This is a genomic window from Neobacillus sp. S1115 (assembly GCF_055385565.1).
Genome location: NZ_AP038275.1, coordinates 873981 through 891372, shown reverse-complemented (window position 1 = coordinate 891372; position 17392 = coordinate 873981). Strand labels below are relative to the sequence as shown.

Sequence of the window (17392 nt, the reverse complement as noted above, 5' to 3'; positions counted from 1 at the left end):
CGGTTTTTTGAAAAAGAAAATGGAGTGCGGCAACAATCCCCACTCTTTAACTAAAGCTCCCTTTCTAGTAGATCTATATATGAATTCTCTTTTAGGAGGTTCTCCACAACAGCTGAATCACTTTTCTTAAATCACATTTTTCATCTTTTAATCCGTCATATATGTGTTAACTAATTCATAACATCTTTCCTTTGTTGATTCGTATAAAGATATATACATGGCAACATTTTCAAATGTTCCCCCGTTATACTTTAGTCTTTCATCGTTTGCCTTTTTTTCTTTCTGTTTGATCCATTTAATTTGTTCAGCTTTTAAATCCTTCATTGTCTCTGGAGATAATTCTTTTTTTAGTAAGGCATAAATCTCATTTAATTCTTTGTCATACCTTTCGTAAGAGATTCCATAGTAGTTTTTCATAGCATTTGTTACGCCTTTATCCGAGTCCTTCTTTTCTGGTAAAGCATCCAGTTCTTTTTGGATGTTATCTAATCTTTCTAGGAACTCGGTTCTTCTTCCCTCAATTTTGGTTGCTGCATTTGTTGAATTTTCTTCCTGAATATTTTCATTTTCCTTTGTTTTATTTGTATCTGTCGAAACTTCTTTTTCGATTGATGTTCCATCTGAATGATTATCGGATTTCACTGTACTATCGGTGGATGCATCATTTGATTCAAATCCATCTGTACTTTTATGCTCAGAACCTGAATCATGATTGATTGATGCAGCATCTTCAGATGAATTGCTACAAGCAGACATTCCGACTAATAAAACAGCTAATAAAGACACAACGATAAAAAAGTTACTTTTCTTCACTTTTACATCTCCAATCATTCATGAAATAAATATCTCGCACCATATTTACACTTTACCATAAATTCCCTGATTTCTTTAATAAAAAAAGTCCGCTAATATCCAGCGAACCATCTCAAGTAAAGAAGTTTAACTCAAAACATCCCCTGCTATTTGGCGAATTTCTGCAGTATGCATAACCGTTCGTGCAACAAGAAAAGAGTCGTCGGAGCAAGCAACCCATTAATTTGCGAAGCTTTGCAAACATAAAAAATATAAGCGGCTATTTGCAGAAATGGAAAAGGCTGTTCCAACTAAGGAACGCCTTTATTCCATTTCAACTATATTTTGTGCAATAACTGTTTAATCGTTTTTCAATTTTATTCGCACAAGTCGCACAGGTCATTCCATTAAACTAGTGATGATATGAATAAAAGTAATACCGGAAGCCATGACTGGCTATGGTATTACTTTAAAATAATTATTGAAAAATTCCATTATCCAAATTAAGAGGTCTTATGTGCTCACATATCCCTACTTGTCCTGTTTTACTTTCCTGTTTCTTTAGTTCAACAAAAAAGACCGCCGCAGCGACCTTTAACTTTAATTAACGCCCCTGTTAGTGCAATAAGAAAAATGCTGCCTCAATTGGAAGCTAGGGTCTTTATAGAAATATACTTTTATATTAGGAGAAATGCCTGCCCCTATTTGGACAACTTATCATAATATGTAATGAAAACCTATGAAAGGAGGTATTTATTATGTCTTTTCCAAATATCCCTAATATTAACCCGCTTATTGGGTCCACCCCTACTTGTGAGGGAAATTCTACTTTTCTCAGTTTCCCTACTGATACTGATCCGAATGCCGGTTGGACAATCACTTTTGTATCATTTGACCCGAATACACAGACTTACTGTTATAGTGTAGATGCAGTTGGACAACCCCAAGGGTTAAGCCACTGGACTATAGGAGTGGATTGTCCTCCAGAGATATTAGCAACTTTTGATGTAACCTGTACACGTTCCGACGGTGTACCCCAAATTTGTGAAATAGTTATCACTCCGGATGAAAATGAAGTCCCTGGTATAAAATTTGACAATATTCAAAATTTGGAGTTTGATAATCCCCCAGTAACATTTTGTGTAACTATTAATAATCCTAGGCCATTATTTCTTGGATGCGTCTTAGCGAGTGGGAAAGCAGGGCAACTATCAGATACAGGCGACAATACAATACCAGGTCCATCATGCACCCCAAATAATCCTTTTACTACAGATCAGGTAATTCCATTGCTATTGAGCTCTATTGCTTTTGAGGAACTTGCCTTGGCTCATATCATGAATGCCGAAGCAGAGAAGCTTCAATTTGTTCTAGGAACATTAACTCCTACTAGAACAACATTCTCTCCTGCAACTGTCAACTTGACAAATCTTCTTGCTCTTGACGCTAGCGTCCAAAGAACACTTCGTGATGTGATTAAAAAGGAAATGCTGCTAGAATTCAAATTTGAAAACATTCTGGATTTGATTTCGATTACTCCGCTCCCTTAACAAGAACTTACTTGATTTAGTTGTATTTGAAGTCCCAATCATAGCAGGGAAATTGGGTTTTATATCCACTTTTCCTGCTTTTATCATATTGATTGAGGATTTACTTTGATTTGTTTACTTTTTATTATGGGCTATTTAAGAGTAACCAGGACATAATCTTTCCAGCTTAAACGGAAAGATTCCCGTTATGAGGTCGGGAAACGTAGGGGGTTCCGGCTTGATTGGAACCGGGACATCATGGCTTCAAAATGAGGCTTTCCAGTAAGCTAAAGTCTAAAACTCCCTCTACTTTTATACACTTCCAATCGTTTTCAGCCTCCTTAATAACCTCGTTCATTGGTAAACATTCTGAAGGACATACAATAGACAGTTCGTCAGTTCTCGTATTAGAGAATAAATCAGAGTTTAATGCCCACAAATGAAGAGTTTTCTTTAGCTGTTGCAGTAGAGAGTTCCTTTGCAAATAAAAGGACTGTTCAACTAAAGGATCTACAATACATGGAAACAGTAATGTTTCCTTCTAATCATCAGTGTCGTAAATTAGTTGATAAATTTTGCACGGAACTAGGATTTCATCTACATCCAAAGATTGAAACTACAACAATATCCTCTCTAATTAACATGGTACAGCAAGGAATTGGGGTAAGTGTTCTGCCAAAATTGTTACTTGAAAATTTTAATAACAATGATATTAAAATTATTAAGTTAACTAATCCCACACCGAGTCAAAATATTTGTATAGTTTATCGCACTGAAAAGTACTTGGGATTTGCAGCCCGAGCGTTTATCGACACTTTGAATACCTATATCGAAACAGCGATAAATCATGCAGAATTAATCAATGATCACACGTGCTGAAAAGTAAAGTCAAAACTTTAAACCACTTTATTGTCATTCAACACTCAGCGTTTTATATACGGATTTACAGCGTTAAGGATATTCAAAAATAAAAATCCCAATCTCTCAGTGATATAAATGAGAAATTGGGATTCATTTATTCAACAATTGCGCCCATTTGTTGAATAGCTATATATAATTTATAGTGGTTTTAATTTTGATCTCCCTATAGTGATCTCTCTATTTCCTAACAACCGGAATCCACATTTCACCAAATACAGAGCCGTTTCGCTGCCCCATGATGACCGCTGTATTTGGCCCGCCAACATAGGCAAAATCCTTTGCTTCTGGCAATACTTGACCAAAGGCAATGCCAGTAACCATATTACTCAACTGTTCAGCCGTCTCCGCTTCCCCTTTTACAACGAGATATTCACTTTTAGGAAATTGAATCACTCTGGATGCTTCTGGTAAGGATGCCTCTGTCATGACGCCGGCATAATGCATCATCTTGTTATTCACTGCTTCATTCACGACAAAAATGTAGTCATTTGTGGCAACGGCTTTTAACTTGTCAAGCCTTCCATCTTGATTGACGGCCGACCAGAAGTCTGCCTTTTCTTTGGTGATGCCAGCATAGTCTGTGTAGTCGCTCTTAAGCTCTGTTCCAATACCTAAAACGGTGAAGCTTTCCTTTTCTTCTAACGTATAATTTGTCATATTCAATCCATCCTTTTTTTAAAATTTATCAAATGATTTATCTTTTCACTTGATGAGTTTATAATAATCTTTAATCATGTCAAAAAATGAAACTGTTTAGGAGACCCCGATGAAAAAAGTTGAACGGATTAATATCATCATGCGGTATATCAACAACCGATCCCACTTTACTATTTCTGAGATCATGCAAGAATTTAACATCTCTCGTTCGACCGCGATTCGAGATATTCGGGAGATTGAAGCTATGGGGATGCCGCTTGTCGCTGAAGTTGGCAGGGATGGCGGCTATTTTGTAATGAACAATTCGGTCCTGCCCACCGTCCGCTTTACCGATAATGAGATTAAAGCTCTCTTTATTGCCTTTATGGCCACAAGAAATCAACAACTCCCTTACCTAAAGAGCCGTCAGTCTTTAGCTGAAAAATTACTAGGTCTGATTTCAGAAACCCAGCAGGATGACCTGGTCCTATTAAATCAAATCCTGCTTTTTGAAGGGACAAACCCCAATAACCCAGACCTGCTTGAACTGTCAGACCTTCCCCATCCGATGTTAGAAAAACTTATTCAAATCCTTCTTTTGGATCGCTATTTATTGATTACCATTAAAGAAGGCAAGGTCATAAAGTCTTATCCCATTTATCTCTTACACCTTTATCAGGAAAAAGGCCTTTGGCTGATTGAAGGCTTTAACTTAAAGGAGGAAAAGAGACAAATTTTCTCTGTCGACAACCTCACCGATGTACAACCATACCCCAAGGAAAAAAGATTAAGTAAGAAAAAGATTTTAGAAAAACTAAGGAAGCAGGAAGAAGTAATCAACCTTGTCGTTGAACTTGGTCCAAAGGCGATTGCCCAGTTCAAAAAATACCATCCATTAAAGGTTTCCATTTCCTATACGAATCCATACCAAACCACAGCCATTCTAAAGACTTTTATCAATGTGAATCATTCAGAAGAATTGACCGAAATAACCAATTGGCTGCTTTTCCTAGGTGGGGATATCAAGATCAGGGAAGTACCCGATGAAGTCTTAGATGGTTTACAGGAGAGAGTATTTTTATTTTGTACTTAAGCAGTGCCAGTTAAACCTCATATAGATGCGTTACGGTGAATCGTATCACAAATAAATGAAGTTTTTAGCAAATGCCTCTCCTTAAGGTTGGGGACGCTAGAACATGAAGTATTTGAAACTAAGTGACAAGACGGTAAAATCAGTACTTTCTCAACTAGTTGATAAAAAGATGCTGATTTCCGCATCTGGGACCATGAGAATCGGCTTTTATCGGTTGCGGATCAGGTTAAGCACCCGATCTGATAAATAGACAGAAAAATTCCGCTTAATTAGTGAATACTTATAAAAAATAGCTTAAATAGACGGAGAGATTCCGCCAATTGAATAGAAAAACATGAAAATGAGGGATTTTGCTTTGCATAATCGGAAAACCTCCCCTTATATATCCCGAAACGAGATCCACTCTGCAGCTAACCGAAAATTCTCCGCTTATTTTACTTCTGCTAATTATTGGTTTATTAATGCTCACATTCCTTCCAAATCTTACAGCGATTACAATCGCTAGCATCATCCTAGGACTTGGTGTGGGTGCCTCTGGATCCGTAGACTCGGCGTAGCACGTATTTTGCCCAAGAAAAGAATGCTGCGAAGGACTTTGGGCTGATGAACGTGGCCAATGCCTTGCCGTAGACGGTTGTTCCTGCCCTTGCACCTTTATTGCTTGGAATTGGCGGCTGGACCTTCTTCTTCCTTGCGCTTATTGCCTGCGTGGTGTTTGGTATGTTTGCCCTTAAGCCCCTGCCGGAGTTGGGAGAGCATACAGGTGAGGTAGTAACGGTCCTTCAGGAAGCTAAATAACTTTTCTCATCTTGGTAAGAGGGAGTCCTCTTTCCTAGTTGTTTTTATCAGAGTGTAGTTTTTTTATTTCGTATTGAAAGACTTAAATAAGAGGTGCCTTAAAATGTCGCTGTGTTGTCGAAATATAAGGAAAATAGATTGACAAACTTAACAATTCTATTAAACTAAAAGTAGTTCTATCCTCAAATTCTTCTCTAAATATTCTTTTTTAAATTAGCTATTCCGCAAGTCTATATTTGTTTTTACAATCTACCATTGAAGCCACATTATACACTTCTTTCACTCATATTATTACTCATTATTTTTAAGAATCTGTCTGAATTCATAATGGAAACCTTTCATTCGTGGCATAGAATATGTTTGCTATTAAATACCCATGTTGTGGACGTTTTGCATTTGAAGATATTATTACAAAACTCATAAAGTTCATCTTTTGTATGAGGTGCGGTTATTAATACATCGAAACAGTAGAGAAATATACCGAAAACATATTGGATTCAGGGGACATTTGATAATAGGAGAAATGGAGGAGAGATGATATGGGATTTGAAGAAGAATACCAGGCCTTTATGAATGCTCACTTGCAAGCAAGAACCGGTGAACGGCTGCGGCGCTTACAAGAAGGTCACAATCAGGCTGAAATGTTGTTTTTGAAGCAAGTAAGGTGGCCTTTATTTTACCATTTCCGATATCTTCATCCAGAATATGAAGTCAATGATTTCAAGGATGGCAAAAGGTATTTGGATTTTGCTTATATTCGTCCAGCCATCCGTATTTGCCTTGAGGTCGACGGCTATGGCCCTCACCTTAAGAACATAAGCAGATGGCAATTTTCCGACAGCTTGGAACGTCAAAACCAGTTGGTGATTGACGGATGGACCGTGATCCGCTTTTCTTATGACCAAGTTAAAGAGAAGCCTCGTCGATGCCAACAGATCGTTCAGCAAGTGATTGGCCGATGGCTGGGTGATGAACTGGACCAGACATCTCTATCATTTGTCGAAAAGGAAGTGCTTCGGCTAGCGATTCGAAAAGGAGAAGCCATAGCCCCTATAGAAGTCGAGAAGTATTTGAAGTTAAGTGACAAGACGGTAAAAAAGGTACTTTCCCAACTAGTCGATAAAAAGATGTTGATTCCTGCATCTGGGATCAAGAGGATCCGCTCATATCGTTTGGGGGATCAGGTTAAGCATCCGATCTGATAATTAGGCGGAAAAATTCCACTTAATTGGTGAATGTTACAAAAAATAGCTTAAATAGACGGAGAGATTCTGCCTATTGACAGGAAAAACGTGAAAATAGGAGATTTTGCTTTGCATAATCGGAAAACCTCCCCTTATATATCCCGAAACGAGATCCATTCTGCATCTAACCGAAAATTCTCCGCTTATTTTACTTTCTCTGGTTACTTAATTAAGGATAGGACTTCTATTTATAAAAACCTCATTTTGATGGGTTACGGTGAACCGTATCACAAATACGATTTGGTGTTTTGCTCGCTTCGATGCTGCAAACAAACAAACAAACAAAACAAGCTGCCAGTTATGGCAGCTTGTTTAAATTAAATCGCAAATTAAGCCATTACGTACGTTTCTTCTAAAGTCTTCTTTAAAAATAAAGCGAGTTCGAGCATTCCGTATTTTCCGGCTTTTGCTTCTGCATCAGAATTATAGTTCGTGTTTGTATTAATATCATAGGTAAAAATTTCACCATCAGCATTTCTGATGAACTCGATTCCAGCTATTTGAATATGATTACCAGCTAGAACCTTTTTATATTTTTCAACGATATCGTCCTCAAACCCTTCAATGATTTGGAACTTAGGCTTTTCTTCTACTTCTTCTCCCACAGGACAGAATAAATCGCCAATTTGGCAGGCGTCAGCAGGGCAAAGTTCAAATCCTTCCGAGGTATCAACCTTAACGGCATAAACAAAGTTTCCTCCTACAAATTCACAGCGGGTGATATAGCTTTCAGGGGATTTAATGTATTCTTGAATCAGGGTAATGCCATCGACCGGTTCTTCGAAAGTTGGGCCTTCCACATAAGCTTTTAATGCTTCTACACTATGGAATAATTGTACACCCAAGCCTTTACCGGCACGGTTATGCTTTGTAATAAAGGATTGTCCTGCAAATGCTTCGGCTGCCTTCATAATATTTTGTTTTCCAACTGCTGCAATGGTTTTTGGCGTCTTCACACCATACTTGTTTAACTCTAAGTACTGCAACACCTTACTAACTTCCAGCTTTAGGGCGCTCGTTCCATTTAACACCGTACGGCCATGCGCTTCAAGCCAGGCTAATACTTGCGCAGAAAATTCCGCTGCAAAACGATGATCACGTGTATGAGAGGATGCACTCATTCTGCTATAGAAGATTCCTTTTGGTGGCTCTGTTGTTAAATCTAGCGTCCCTTCGTCTAAATGCCATTCTTCATAAGGGACACCAAGTTCCTCTAACCTTTTTGTCAAATGGACGGTCCACTCACTATTTTCATGGATGACATATACCTTGCTCATTTTTATGACCTCTTTCTAGCTGTTTAATTGCGTTAATTCAGTATTCGCTTTATTTCGGATACGTCACTTTAACTATTGCCCGCAGGGTCATTTTCAACAGCCGTTTTTATTGTACCTTTACTAATATAAGGTTTTGCACTCTTTTTTTTGTTTGTACTGGCTTGCCAACGATTCCAACCCTTCTTGCCTGTTCCTCTCCCTGTTCCACCTTTTCCTTTAGCTTTACTCATACAATCACCCCATTACTATCTAGTCATGTTACCTATCTGGTTACTCTCTTTGTAAAAAATAAAAAGAAATTAGGTAATCCACCATTTATATGCTACACTTGGTTTACCATTTGATTTACTGTTTTCAAGTACCCTGCTCGTTACCCGAGTGGGGTTATTTGTTTTTCTAAGACAAATAAAAAACAGACTCTAAAATAGAGTCTGTCCAAGTTTGCCATTATAATTAAGCTTTACGAACGTTAGCTGCTTGTGCTCCACGTTGACCTTGCTCAACATCAAAAGTCACTTCTTGACCTTCTTCTAATGTTTTGTAACCTTCGCCTTGGATAGCTGAGAAATGAACGAATACATCTTCTCCACCTTCACGTTCGATGAATCCGAAGCCTTTTTCGCCATTAAACCATTTTACTTTACCTTTTTCCATGTTTGTTGCCTCCTAGTGTGTTCACACACACAATGTATTACTATCCTTGCTCTCAGTGATCATCAAGACGAAAAGTTATACTAATACTATCCTTTACACCGAACAAAAATAATTCATACTTAGAATAACATTTTTTGAAATTATTTGCAAGGAACCCTGAACATAACAAAAAGATGGCTTCTTAAAGTAATACCTGAGGAGTTTTTAAATGGTTAAATTATCAAGAATTTAACTCCTTGAATATAAATTTTTTCATCAACAGCCCTAATGTTATACCAAAAATAAAGGTACTGAAAATATGGGAATAATAATCATTGATCGGTCTAATAGGTATATACTTGCCTTCTACTAATGCTGTAAATAAAAGTTCACATACTAACCAGGCCAGTAAACTGCCCATAGCAGTTTTAATAACTAAATGGCATGAACCTAACTTCTTAAATATAAAGTAAAGTAATATGGCAAACACACTACCCGTTAAAAAATCGACGATTAATCCTATGTTAAATACAGGCCTGTTAAATGTAATAATAAGACTAGCTAATTCATAAATACTATACTTACCAATGCCAGTATAAACAAATATCCTTGAAGCAATCTCCCCTGGTATTGTTGACAGAACACCTAATAAACCAATTAACAGCACCTTATCTTGGAACATATCATCATCAATTCCTTAATCTTAATCTGGATAAATTTAGTTTACAAATTATTTACAACTTTATACGTGATAAAAGAAGACACCTTTTTATTCATACTTTTTTAATTGTCCGTCATAAAAATAGTGGCTGAAAGTACAACTATCCTTCCAATCAATGTCTGCAAATGCCTATTTGGCATTATTAAAAATAAAGAAGGATTATCCAACTTAAGAGTGGAATGGATTATTTATAGATAAAATCGACGAAAAAGCTGGACATACAGTTTTTTTTAAAAAAGCCATTATAGGTGGGGAACATGAAAAATAAACTATTATACATAGAAGACGATCAGGAAATCGGCGCCTGGGTCAGCAAAGATTTAACAAGAAGAGGCTATCATGTGACCTGGCTTACCTCGGGGGATGATGCTGCCAATTACATGGAGGACATCGACCTAGTCATCCTTGATATCATGCTTCCTGGATTGGACGGATTCTCGATCGGCCAGCGGTTAAAAAAGGAATATCCAGAGACACCGATTCTTCTCCTTTCTGCTAGAACCTCTATTGACGATAAATTGCAAGGTCTTCATTTTGCCGACGATTATGTAACAAAACCCTTTCATCCCGATGAATTGGCGGCACGTGTGGAAGTGCTGTTAAGACGGCATGAGAAGATGGCACTACCTCTGATTCAACTATCACATCTTTGCATTTATTTAGACCAAAACCGCATTGTCGATACAAGATCGAATCATGAAATTGTCCTAACGGCAAAGCAGTTTCAGATTTTTACATATTTGCTTCGTCATCCAAACCAAATTCTCACAAAAGAACAAATCTACGAAGCTGTTTGGGAAAGCCCCTATATTGCTGGAGATAAAACGTTGATGGTCCATATTCGCCATTTACGCGAAAAAATAGAGGAAAATCCGAGCCAGCCGCAAATTATTGAAACGATCCGGGGGATCGGATATCGGGTGCAGCAATGAAGTTCCGACATTCACTGTTGGCAAAATATTTACTGATCATTATGGTAGCACTTATCATATGGCCGTTTGTTTTACCTGCCTATTACATCCCCTCCTATTTTCTGGACAAGGATTTTTCACAGAGAGCTCAGTATATGGATACGAACAAATTAAAGAAAATGTGGCATCATGAGGCGGCAAAGCTGGATGGAGCCACTCCAGCGCAGGTAAATCAGAAGCTTCACACAGTAAAGGAACAGTATCCGCTCGCATCGATATTCTGGGTGGACGGGTCGGGCAAAACCAAACTAATACTTTCCGAACAAAAGAATATTCCGGCTCAATGGACCTTAGAAAACAGTATTGGGTTTATGAATCATAGCGAAGAAGATCCCATTACTTTTGTGTCTTTTATCGGCAAAGACCAGAGCAACGGATTTATGGTTTTCCAAATACCGCCCTCCGTTTCCAAACTTCCGACCCTTTCCTTGATTGATGACAAGCTCTTGGCAATCTATGCTTTTCTCGTATTTGGTCTCTTTCTATTGGTCTCTTGGCTATTTTTCTTCAAGATACGGAAACGGCTCGTTCATCTCCAAATTGCCATGACGGAAACGCAGGAAAACGGGATTCCCGAAAAAATCGTTATCAACAAAAAAGACGAAATTAGTGAATTGGGCAAAGCGTTTAATCATATGATCGATGAACTGATCAAAAGCAGGCAGCATGAACAAGAAGAAGAAACGCTGCGCAAACAGCTGATTGCCAATATATCCCACGATTTACGAACACCGCTCACAGCCATTCGCGGGCATGCCTATTCATTACAAAAAGAACCTTTATCATCCAAAGGGAAAGAATCACTTCATTTAATCGAAAACAAGGTAGATCTCTTAAGCCATCTGCTTGAAAATCTCCTTTCCTACACGCTATTATCAGCCGGAAAATACACATTACAAAGAAAAGAAACGGACATCATTCGGTTCATTCGAGAGTCAATGGCAGGATGGTATCCGGTATTTGAGAAAGAAGGCTTTGAAATAGATGTACGTCTGCCCGAAAAGGCTTTGATCTGGAATATCGATCCCCATTGGTTTATGCGCATTCTAGATAATCTCTACCAAAACGTGATCAGACACGCTAAGTCGGGGCGGTATGTCGGTGTCAGCATCGTGGATTATGAAGGAAAAACAGCTATTCTGATTGAAGACAGTGGCCCTGGCTTGGATGTAACAACGGACAAAAAAGGGGCCGGCATCGGCCTCTCCATCGTGTCACTCATGCTCCAGGAAATGCAATTAGGATGGAAAATAACAAGTTCACCAAAGGGCACGGCCATCCATCTGTACGAAAAAAAAGACGACTTAAACAAAATTTAAACGAAACCTCACCTTCATTTTAACCTTTAGTGATTAGATGAAAGTGAGGTTACTTGTTTTGAATAAAAAATGAATGGATAAATATCAGTCACAAAAATTCATAAGAAATACTTATGGAATATCTATAAAAAATAATAATCAACTTATAGTAGTTATTACGGTAGGATTAAGTTGTAATCGGAGTTCGTTCATCATCAAGGAGGGGTGATTTTATTGGAAAAAGAAATCCAGTTTAGAATAGCTACTGAACAAGATTTGGATAGAATTGTTGAAATGCTTGCTGATGATGAATTGGGAAGGAAGCGTGAGCGTTATGAACATCCACTTCCAGAAAGTTACACAAAAGCATATCAAGCTATCACATCTGACCCTAATAATGAGTTGGTAGTAGCTTATCAAGGTAATGAAGTGATTGGAGTTCAACAAATTACATTTACTCCATATATTACACACCAAGGTGGATGGAGAGCTACTATTGAAGGTGTCAGAACAACCTCATCTGTACGTGGTAAGGGAGTAGGAACCGAACTTATAAAATGGGCAATTCAACGTGCAAAAGAACGTGGTTGCCACTTAATTCAACTTACAACAGATAAACAAAGAGGCGATGCATTACGATTTTATGAACGTCTAGGTTTTAAATCAACTCACGAAGGGTTAAAAATGAAATTAGAATAGTAGCACGGTGACGTTAGTACAACAAGCTAGCAAAGATGCTGATTCCCTCATCTGGGTCTGTGAGGGTCCACTCTTATCTGATGGGGGCAGGTTAAGCACCGGATTGGATAAATAAGCGGAGAAATTTCTCTTAATTAAGAAATAGCACAGAAAATAGCCTAAATAGACGGAAAGATTCCGACTAATGACTCGCAAAACGCGAAAATGGGTAATTTTGCTTTGCTTAATCGGAAAACCTCCGCTTATATACCCCGAACCAAGCTCTATTCTACAGTTAAGGGGAAAATTTCCGCTTATTTTAAATATCACTGTTACTCAATTAAAGATTAGACTACTTATGTTTCTAATCATTTTTGTAAGATAAATTGTATATCAAATTGAGGTTAAAATTGTAGGGGTGCATTTCCCTATAGTAAAGAGTAGTGCTCTTTTTATATATAAATTAAACAAAATTTAAACGAAACCTCACCTTCATTTTAACCTTTAGTGATTAGGATGAAAGTGAGGTTATTTGTTTTGAATTAAAAAAGAAAGGATGATTACATTGAATCTCACATCGCCTTTACGGAATAATGAGGCTAAAACAAAATGGAGCAGCTGGCCCTCATGGATCGGTTATGCCGCCATGCTATGGTCGACGCTGTACGGAGCATTACATCTTTACTGGTTATTGGGTGGAGCTGGATATCCATTTAAAAATGACGGTATGGGATTGTTCGCCGCCATGGTGACCTATCTTTCCGCACAAATTGGCGGTATTGTTTTTGTCACGCTATGTCTCATGAGCATTGGAATAGGTCTTGTCATGCAAAGACCACAATATACGGCTTTTTCTCGGAGGTTTGCGATTGCCTATTCATGGGGGTTCTCACTTGCGCTTCTCCTGTTTATTCCTGATACCAGGTTAATTGCCGCTATGGCTTACGCTTTTTTATTTAAATTCGACTTTAACTGGGAAATGTTGAATCAAATTATTTGTCTTATTGGAGCGCTTCTTTGGATGATGGTCGCTGTTGTTTACCAAAGAAAAACTCGTCATGCATGTGAATATTGCGGACGGACCGACAACGGAGAAACATCTTTATTGATTCATTGGGGTAGATGGTTGACCATGATCGCAGTGTTGGCACCTATTCCTTATGCCTTTATACGCTTCTCGTGGGCACTCGATATCCCTTTAGGAGTTGATCCGCAATTCCTTAGGGATTTCTCGACCGCTAATCCGATGGCACGTCTGACGGAATGGGTGTTTGGATCTGTATGTATAATCGGAGGTTTCCTTACACTTGGTTTGATTCAAAAATGGGGTGAAGTCTTTCCTCGCTGGTTCCCGTTCATTGGTGGAAAAATAGTCCCCATTATGCTGGCAGTGATTCCTGCTTCTATTGTTGCCATAGCTGTAACCGCAGCAGGCTTTGTTTTTACTTTTGGTATCATCGCCACAGCACTTCATCCCCAGTCGATGGACAATATTTTACTCAGTCAAGGCTGGGGAGCTATGGGTCCGATGATTTTTTGGGTGCCATGGGGAGTGGCTCTTGGGCTAGCTGCAATCGCCTACTATTATCGTCGGCGCGGCCGATGTTCCCGCTGCGCAAGAGGTTAAAAAGGAGGACTGCGTGACCATGAATGAAAAAACAAGCAATGTGAAAGCTCAAACGGAAAGGCTAACTGCCTTTGAGCAATGGACGAAAAAAGCGATATGGCCAGCTTACCTCGGTTGCTTCTGGGCAGTCATGTATGCCGTTTTCGTCCGATTTTATCAAGCTGCTGGCGGAACTTTAGGTCTCCCTGGGCAGCTGGAGAATCCTAAAGCGATGTACATGGGAAGTTACCTTGCGGGCGTCTTGATCATGACCTGTGGGTTCATTTTAATTGCCCTTGTCAAGCCATGGGGACGAGTAGTCCCAGCATGGATGCCGTTTATTGGAGGGAAAAACATCCACCGTCTCATCATATTAATCCCTACCCTTTCCTGTACTGCTTATTTAATAGCACATGGAATCAGCGGGATGATTACAAAAACCCTTCTTCTGGCTGGTGTTATTACCATTCAATTCACTGGCTGGATTTCACTTGATGTCCAGAGCCTGGCGTTATGGTCTCTTTTGTTTTATGAGCCATGGTTTGTGATCATGGGCATTTTGTCCGGCTTAACAGCCTCCCATTACGCACAAGCCACCGGCATTTCACTTTCTGCATTTAGACGAAGCCTAGTCATCTATTTATTTTTCGTTTTTCTACTAATGATGTTTTGTGTATTCTATATCATTTTTAATCTCTCATAAACGGGATGTATTTTCTTACGATGGCTTCTAACAATCGGGATATTATCATGGTCCCTAGGCGTGGGTAAGTTTCAGATCACTACAACAAAGCGCTGTTCTTCGACAAATTTCCAGGGAAATGGAGTCAACCAAACGTTTTATAAAAAATGCAGAAGTATTGCCATTAAAGGATTTTGTCCTTCAAATGGCAAAAAATTTGTCAATTATACAAGCGTGAGTGTAAAGCGGATCAAAACCTTAATCTATAAAGGTTTCCAGCTGTAGTCACACGAAGAAAATTGCCGAAAGATGTCTTAAGCCCAATAAATTAAAAACGCTCACTTCACAAAAAGCAAGGTTTTTTAGATGATGCATTGGGCTTGTTTTTTCAGGTGCACTACTTTTCATTCCTCCATAAAATCAATAATTTGATTATACAGCTTCTCGGGGTGGGTGAGATTAGCCATATGGTCAGCACCCGGAATTTCTATGATTCTAGCATCTGAGTGGTTTCGAAAGTAATTGGCAACTAGAAGGTTATCAGGTGATTCCTCCTTACCGATTATCAATAATGTTTTTGCCGTCAATTCTCCTAATCTTTCGATGGCCGGTGGTTGCGGCCAAATCAATTTAACCGGAGGCCATTCAAACATTCGGTTCATATGATGCCGGAGCATTTGAACCATCAAATCCCGGTGCGGACTCACCGCTACAACACGATTCGATGGGTCACAGAGTAAAAGCTCAATCATCTTATCAATATCGGGGGCAGCTTCATGAATCTTCTTCATTCTCTCTCCAAATTCCTTCGAATAGCTAAACCCAGATAAACCCGGCGCAAGCAAAATTAGTTTAGAAACCCTCTCAGGATAATTCAGAGCGAATTCAGTGGCAATTTGGCCGCCCATTGAGTGACCGATGAGCGTTGCCTGATTGATTTCTAGATGATCAAGCAGTGACAACAAGTCTTCAACAGGATTGACATCTTCTATAGGAGACGGCGATTTCCCGGTCCCACGTCCGTCAAAAGCAACGACCTTATAGTGTTTCGCTAAAAGAGGTGCGACAAATGTCCAATTTCGTACATCAGCCCCACCAGTGAGGAGGACCACAGGTTGACCAATACCATTAACTTCGTAATACAAATCCATTGATATTCCCCCACCTAACATAATTTAATATTTTCATTTGAACGTGCGATAGGATTACCGAAAAATAACCATGAAGTTAAGTTTTTCACTCACACCCTCCCCTAACCCTACACACATTACATATTTTACCATGAACAAATAAGATAAATGCTGAATTTTTAGAAAATAGCCCTTTGTTTCAGCTATTTAACTTCCTTAATTCAAATAGCTTACTCCATGGTCCATGTTGAATAAAAGCTAATAAAGATTATTTAACCTGCATCCGTTTGTATAATAAAGAATTTATAAAAAAGGCGGTTAATCCTGCCTGGATCACCGCACCCGATAGTTTAAGAAGAAATCTTTAAAGTTGGAGATCTAAATCATTTAAAGTCCCATTCAAGATCGCTCTGCAAATACGTTCTAATTTATTTGACTAATACACCCGTTTAGCCATCCATAAAGCAGGAAAATCACCCGCTTCACCATAGAGAATGAAATGGGCTTCACACCGTCAATACTGCTTCTACGGCTGGGCGAGGAAGGTCGCTGAATTATGGTGCTTTAGGACCAATCAACGCCACCCCAAGAGGATTGCAACTTTCGCAACAGAACAATTTGGCCGAGATGATACGTATCGTGCATCATGATATTGCTGAGTAAACGCTCAATAGAGTACCTGTTAGCTGCATACGGAGCTTTTAACTTTTCATCGTCAAGGTCCGCAATGACCGTTTTTAATTTATTCATGACTTCATTAAGGCGCTGCACTGTCTGGGCCCACCCAATTTCGTCTTCTGGATCCCCCGGATTTCCAAAGGTTTCTTCATTGTCTTCTGCCTTATGCGGATTCTCTGTGCCCTTAATTCGATGGATTACGTCTTCATTCCAAAATATCAAGTGGTTGACAATCTGCCATATCGAATTGCTGATTCCCGAACTTGTCCATGCTGCCTCAGCTGCAATGACTCCATGAAGCGCCTGTTCCATGGATGCAAACCATTCATTCTCATGGCAATGCATGTCGAGTTGTTCTAAAAACATTTTGGCTATAACTTGCATAAAATCAATCTCCTCACTGTATAATGTAATCCTTCAAAGTTAAAAGTGGTGGCATAAAATTACCTTCATTTTCGACTGTCGGGCATATAACGAAAAAAATACTGTCAATGAAATACTCCAATCATTTATTTTGAGAATACAAAAAAACAAGTTCACTATGATTTATTCGACCCATCCAGTTTTTATTCTTTCATCATGACAAATAAGATACCCCTTGAGGTTATTAGACAAAAGCCTTTCTTCGACCATTCCTAATTTAACTAAACTGCATCCGTTAGTGAAACAAGAAAAGCGACTGCTCTTATTTGACAATCGCCCCCT

At 38.9% G+C, this 17392-nt stretch carries 18 protein-coding genes; 10 read left to right on the top strand and 8 right to left on the bottom strand.

Translation table 11 applies throughout. The annotated features are described in order from the left end of the window. Nucleotides 1-147: 147 nt before the first annotated feature. Nucleotides 148-813: a lysozyme inhibitor LprI family protein gene (locus ACZ5B7_RS04220; protein WP_464492781.1), complete on the bottom strand. Its 666-nt coding sequence runs from the start codon at nucleotides 811-813 to the stop codon at nucleotides 148-150. Between the two features lie 737 nt (nucleotides 814-1550). Between ACZ5B7_RS04220 and ACZ5B7_RS04215 the strand changes: the two genes are divergently transcribed. Both ACZ5B7_RS04215 and ACZ5B7_RS04210 read left to right on the top strand, forming a co-directional pair. Next, the gene (locus ACZ5B7_RS04215) at nucleotides 1551-2342 is read left to right on the top strand and encodes a hypothetical protein (RefSeq protein ID WP_464492780.1); all 792 of its coding nucleotides are present in this window, start codon (nucleotides 1551-1553) and stop codon (nucleotides 2340-2342) included. 408 nt (nucleotides 2343-2750) lie between these two features. Continuing rightward, entirely contained in the window at nucleotides 2751-3200 is a 450-nt protein-coding gene (locus tag ACZ5B7_RS04210) for a LysR family transcriptional regulator substrate-binding protein (protein WP_464492779.1), read from the top strand. Between the two features lie 219 nt (nucleotides 3201-3419). Here ACZ5B7_RS04210 and ACZ5B7_RS04205 read toward each other — a convergent pair whose 3' ends face one another. Further along, complete coding sequence (locus tag ACZ5B7_RS04205; RefSeq protein WP_464492778.1) at nucleotides 3420-3899, bottom strand: GyrI-like domain-containing protein; 480 nt, start codon at nucleotides 3897-3899, stop codon at nucleotides 3420-3422. Between the two features lie 109 nt (nucleotides 3900-4008). Between ACZ5B7_RS04205 and ACZ5B7_RS04200 the strand changes: the two genes are divergently transcribed. From ACZ5B7_RS04200 to ACZ5B7_RS04190, 3 genes are all read left to right on the top strand, one after another. After that, a complete protein-coding gene (locus tag ACZ5B7_RS04200) occupies nucleotides 4009-4971 on the top strand; it encodes a helix-turn-helix transcriptional regulator (protein WP_464492777.1) in 963 nt (320 codons plus the stop codon). A 103-nt stretch (nucleotides 4972-5074) separates the two neighbouring features. After that, a complete protein-coding gene (locus ACZ5B7_RS04195; RefSeq protein WP_464492776.1) occupies nucleotides 5075-5221 on the top strand; it encodes a hypothetical protein in 147 nt (48 codons plus the stop codon). A gap of 1087 nt (nucleotides 5222-6308) precedes the next feature. Then, entirely contained in the window at nucleotides 6309-6971 is a 663-nt protein-coding gene (locus ACZ5B7_RS04190; RefSeq protein WP_464492775.1) for a DNA-binding response regulator, read from the top strand. A gap of 371 nt (nucleotides 6972-7342) precedes the next feature. Here the strand turns inward: ACZ5B7_RS04190 and ACZ5B7_RS04185 are convergent, their stop codons facing one another. The 4 genes from ACZ5B7_RS04185 to ACZ5B7_RS04170 all read right to left on the bottom strand — a co-directional run bounded on the left by ACZ5B7_RS04185 (nucleotide 7343) and on the right by ACZ5B7_RS04170 (nucleotide 9605). After that, complete coding sequence (locus ACZ5B7_RS04185) at nucleotides 7343-8290, bottom strand: ATP-grasp domain-containing protein (RefSeq protein WP_464492774.1); 948 nt, start codon at nucleotides 8288-8290, stop codon at nucleotides 7343-7345. A gap of 68 nt (nucleotides 8291-8358) precedes the next feature. Continuing rightward, complete coding sequence (locus tag ACZ5B7_RS04180) at nucleotides 8359-8520, bottom strand: DUF3934 family protein (RefSeq protein WP_423800822.1); 162 nt, start codon at nucleotides 8518-8520, stop codon at nucleotides 8359-8361. Between the two features lie 223 nt (nucleotides 8521-8743). After that, nucleotides 8744-8944, bottom strand: coding sequence for a cold-shock protein (locus tag ACZ5B7_RS04175; RefSeq protein ID WP_027322326.1), 201 nt, complete (start codon nucleotides 8942-8944; stop codon nucleotides 8744-8746). Nucleotides 8945-9164: 220 nt separating this feature from the next. After that, the gene (locus ACZ5B7_RS04170) at nucleotides 9165-9605 is read right to left on the bottom strand and encodes a hypothetical protein (RefSeq protein WP_464492773.1); all 441 of its coding nucleotides are present in this window, start codon (nucleotides 9603-9605) and stop codon (nucleotides 9165-9167) included. Between the two features lie 296 nt (nucleotides 9606-9901). On the opposite strand from ACZ5B7_RS04170, the gene ACZ5B7_RS04165 reads away from it, so the two are divergent. From ACZ5B7_RS04165 to ACZ5B7_RS04145, 5 genes are all read left to right on the top strand, one after another. Then, the gene (locus ACZ5B7_RS04165; RefSeq protein ID WP_464492772.1) at nucleotides 9902-10576 is read left to right on the top strand and encodes a response regulator transcription factor; all 675 of its coding nucleotides are present in this window, start codon (nucleotides 9902-9904) and stop codon (nucleotides 10574-10576) included. A gap of 134 nt (nucleotides 10577-10710) precedes the next feature. Further along, complete coding sequence (locus tag ACZ5B7_RS04160) at nucleotides 10711-11934, top strand: HAMP domain-containing sensor histidine kinase (RefSeq protein ID WP_464492771.1); 1224 nt, start codon at nucleotides 10711-10713, stop codon at nucleotides 11932-11934. A 213-nt stretch (nucleotides 11935-12147) separates the two neighbouring features. Further along, a complete protein-coding gene (locus ACZ5B7_RS04155; RefSeq protein WP_464492770.1) occupies nucleotides 12148-12612 on the top strand; it encodes an N-acetyltransferase family protein in 465 nt (154 codons plus the stop codon). A gap of 535 nt (nucleotides 12613-13147) precedes the next feature. Then, entirely contained in the window at nucleotides 13148-14218 is a 1071-nt protein-coding gene (locus ACZ5B7_RS04150) for a hypothetical protein (RefSeq protein ID WP_464492769.1), read from the top strand. A gap of 19 nt (nucleotides 14219-14237) precedes the next feature. Further along, nucleotides 14238-14900 (top strand): DUF3995 domain-containing protein, encoded by a 663-nt coding sequence (locus ACZ5B7_RS04145; protein ID WP_464492768.1) that lies wholly within the window; start codon nucleotides 14238-14240, stop codon nucleotides 14898-14900. A 383-nt stretch (nucleotides 14901-15283) separates the two neighbouring features. Here the strand turns inward: ACZ5B7_RS04145 and ACZ5B7_RS04140 are convergent, their stop codons facing one another. Together ACZ5B7_RS04140 and ACZ5B7_RS04135 are read right to left on the bottom strand one after the other, a co-directional pair. Next, nucleotides 15284-16030 carry an alpha/beta fold hydrolase gene (locus ACZ5B7_RS04140; RefSeq protein ID WP_464492767.1) on the bottom strand — a complete coding sequence of 249 codons (747 nt, stop codon included), beginning with the start codon at nucleotides 16028-16030 and terminating at the stop codon, nucleotides 15284-15286. Nucleotides 16031-16573: 543 nt separating this feature from the next. Then, nucleotides 16574-17071 (bottom strand): DinB family protein, encoded by a 498-nt coding sequence (locus ACZ5B7_RS04135; protein WP_464492766.1) that lies wholly within the window; start codon nucleotides 17069-17071, stop codon nucleotides 16574-16576. Between the last annotated feature and the right edge of the window lie 321 nt (nucleotides 17072-17392).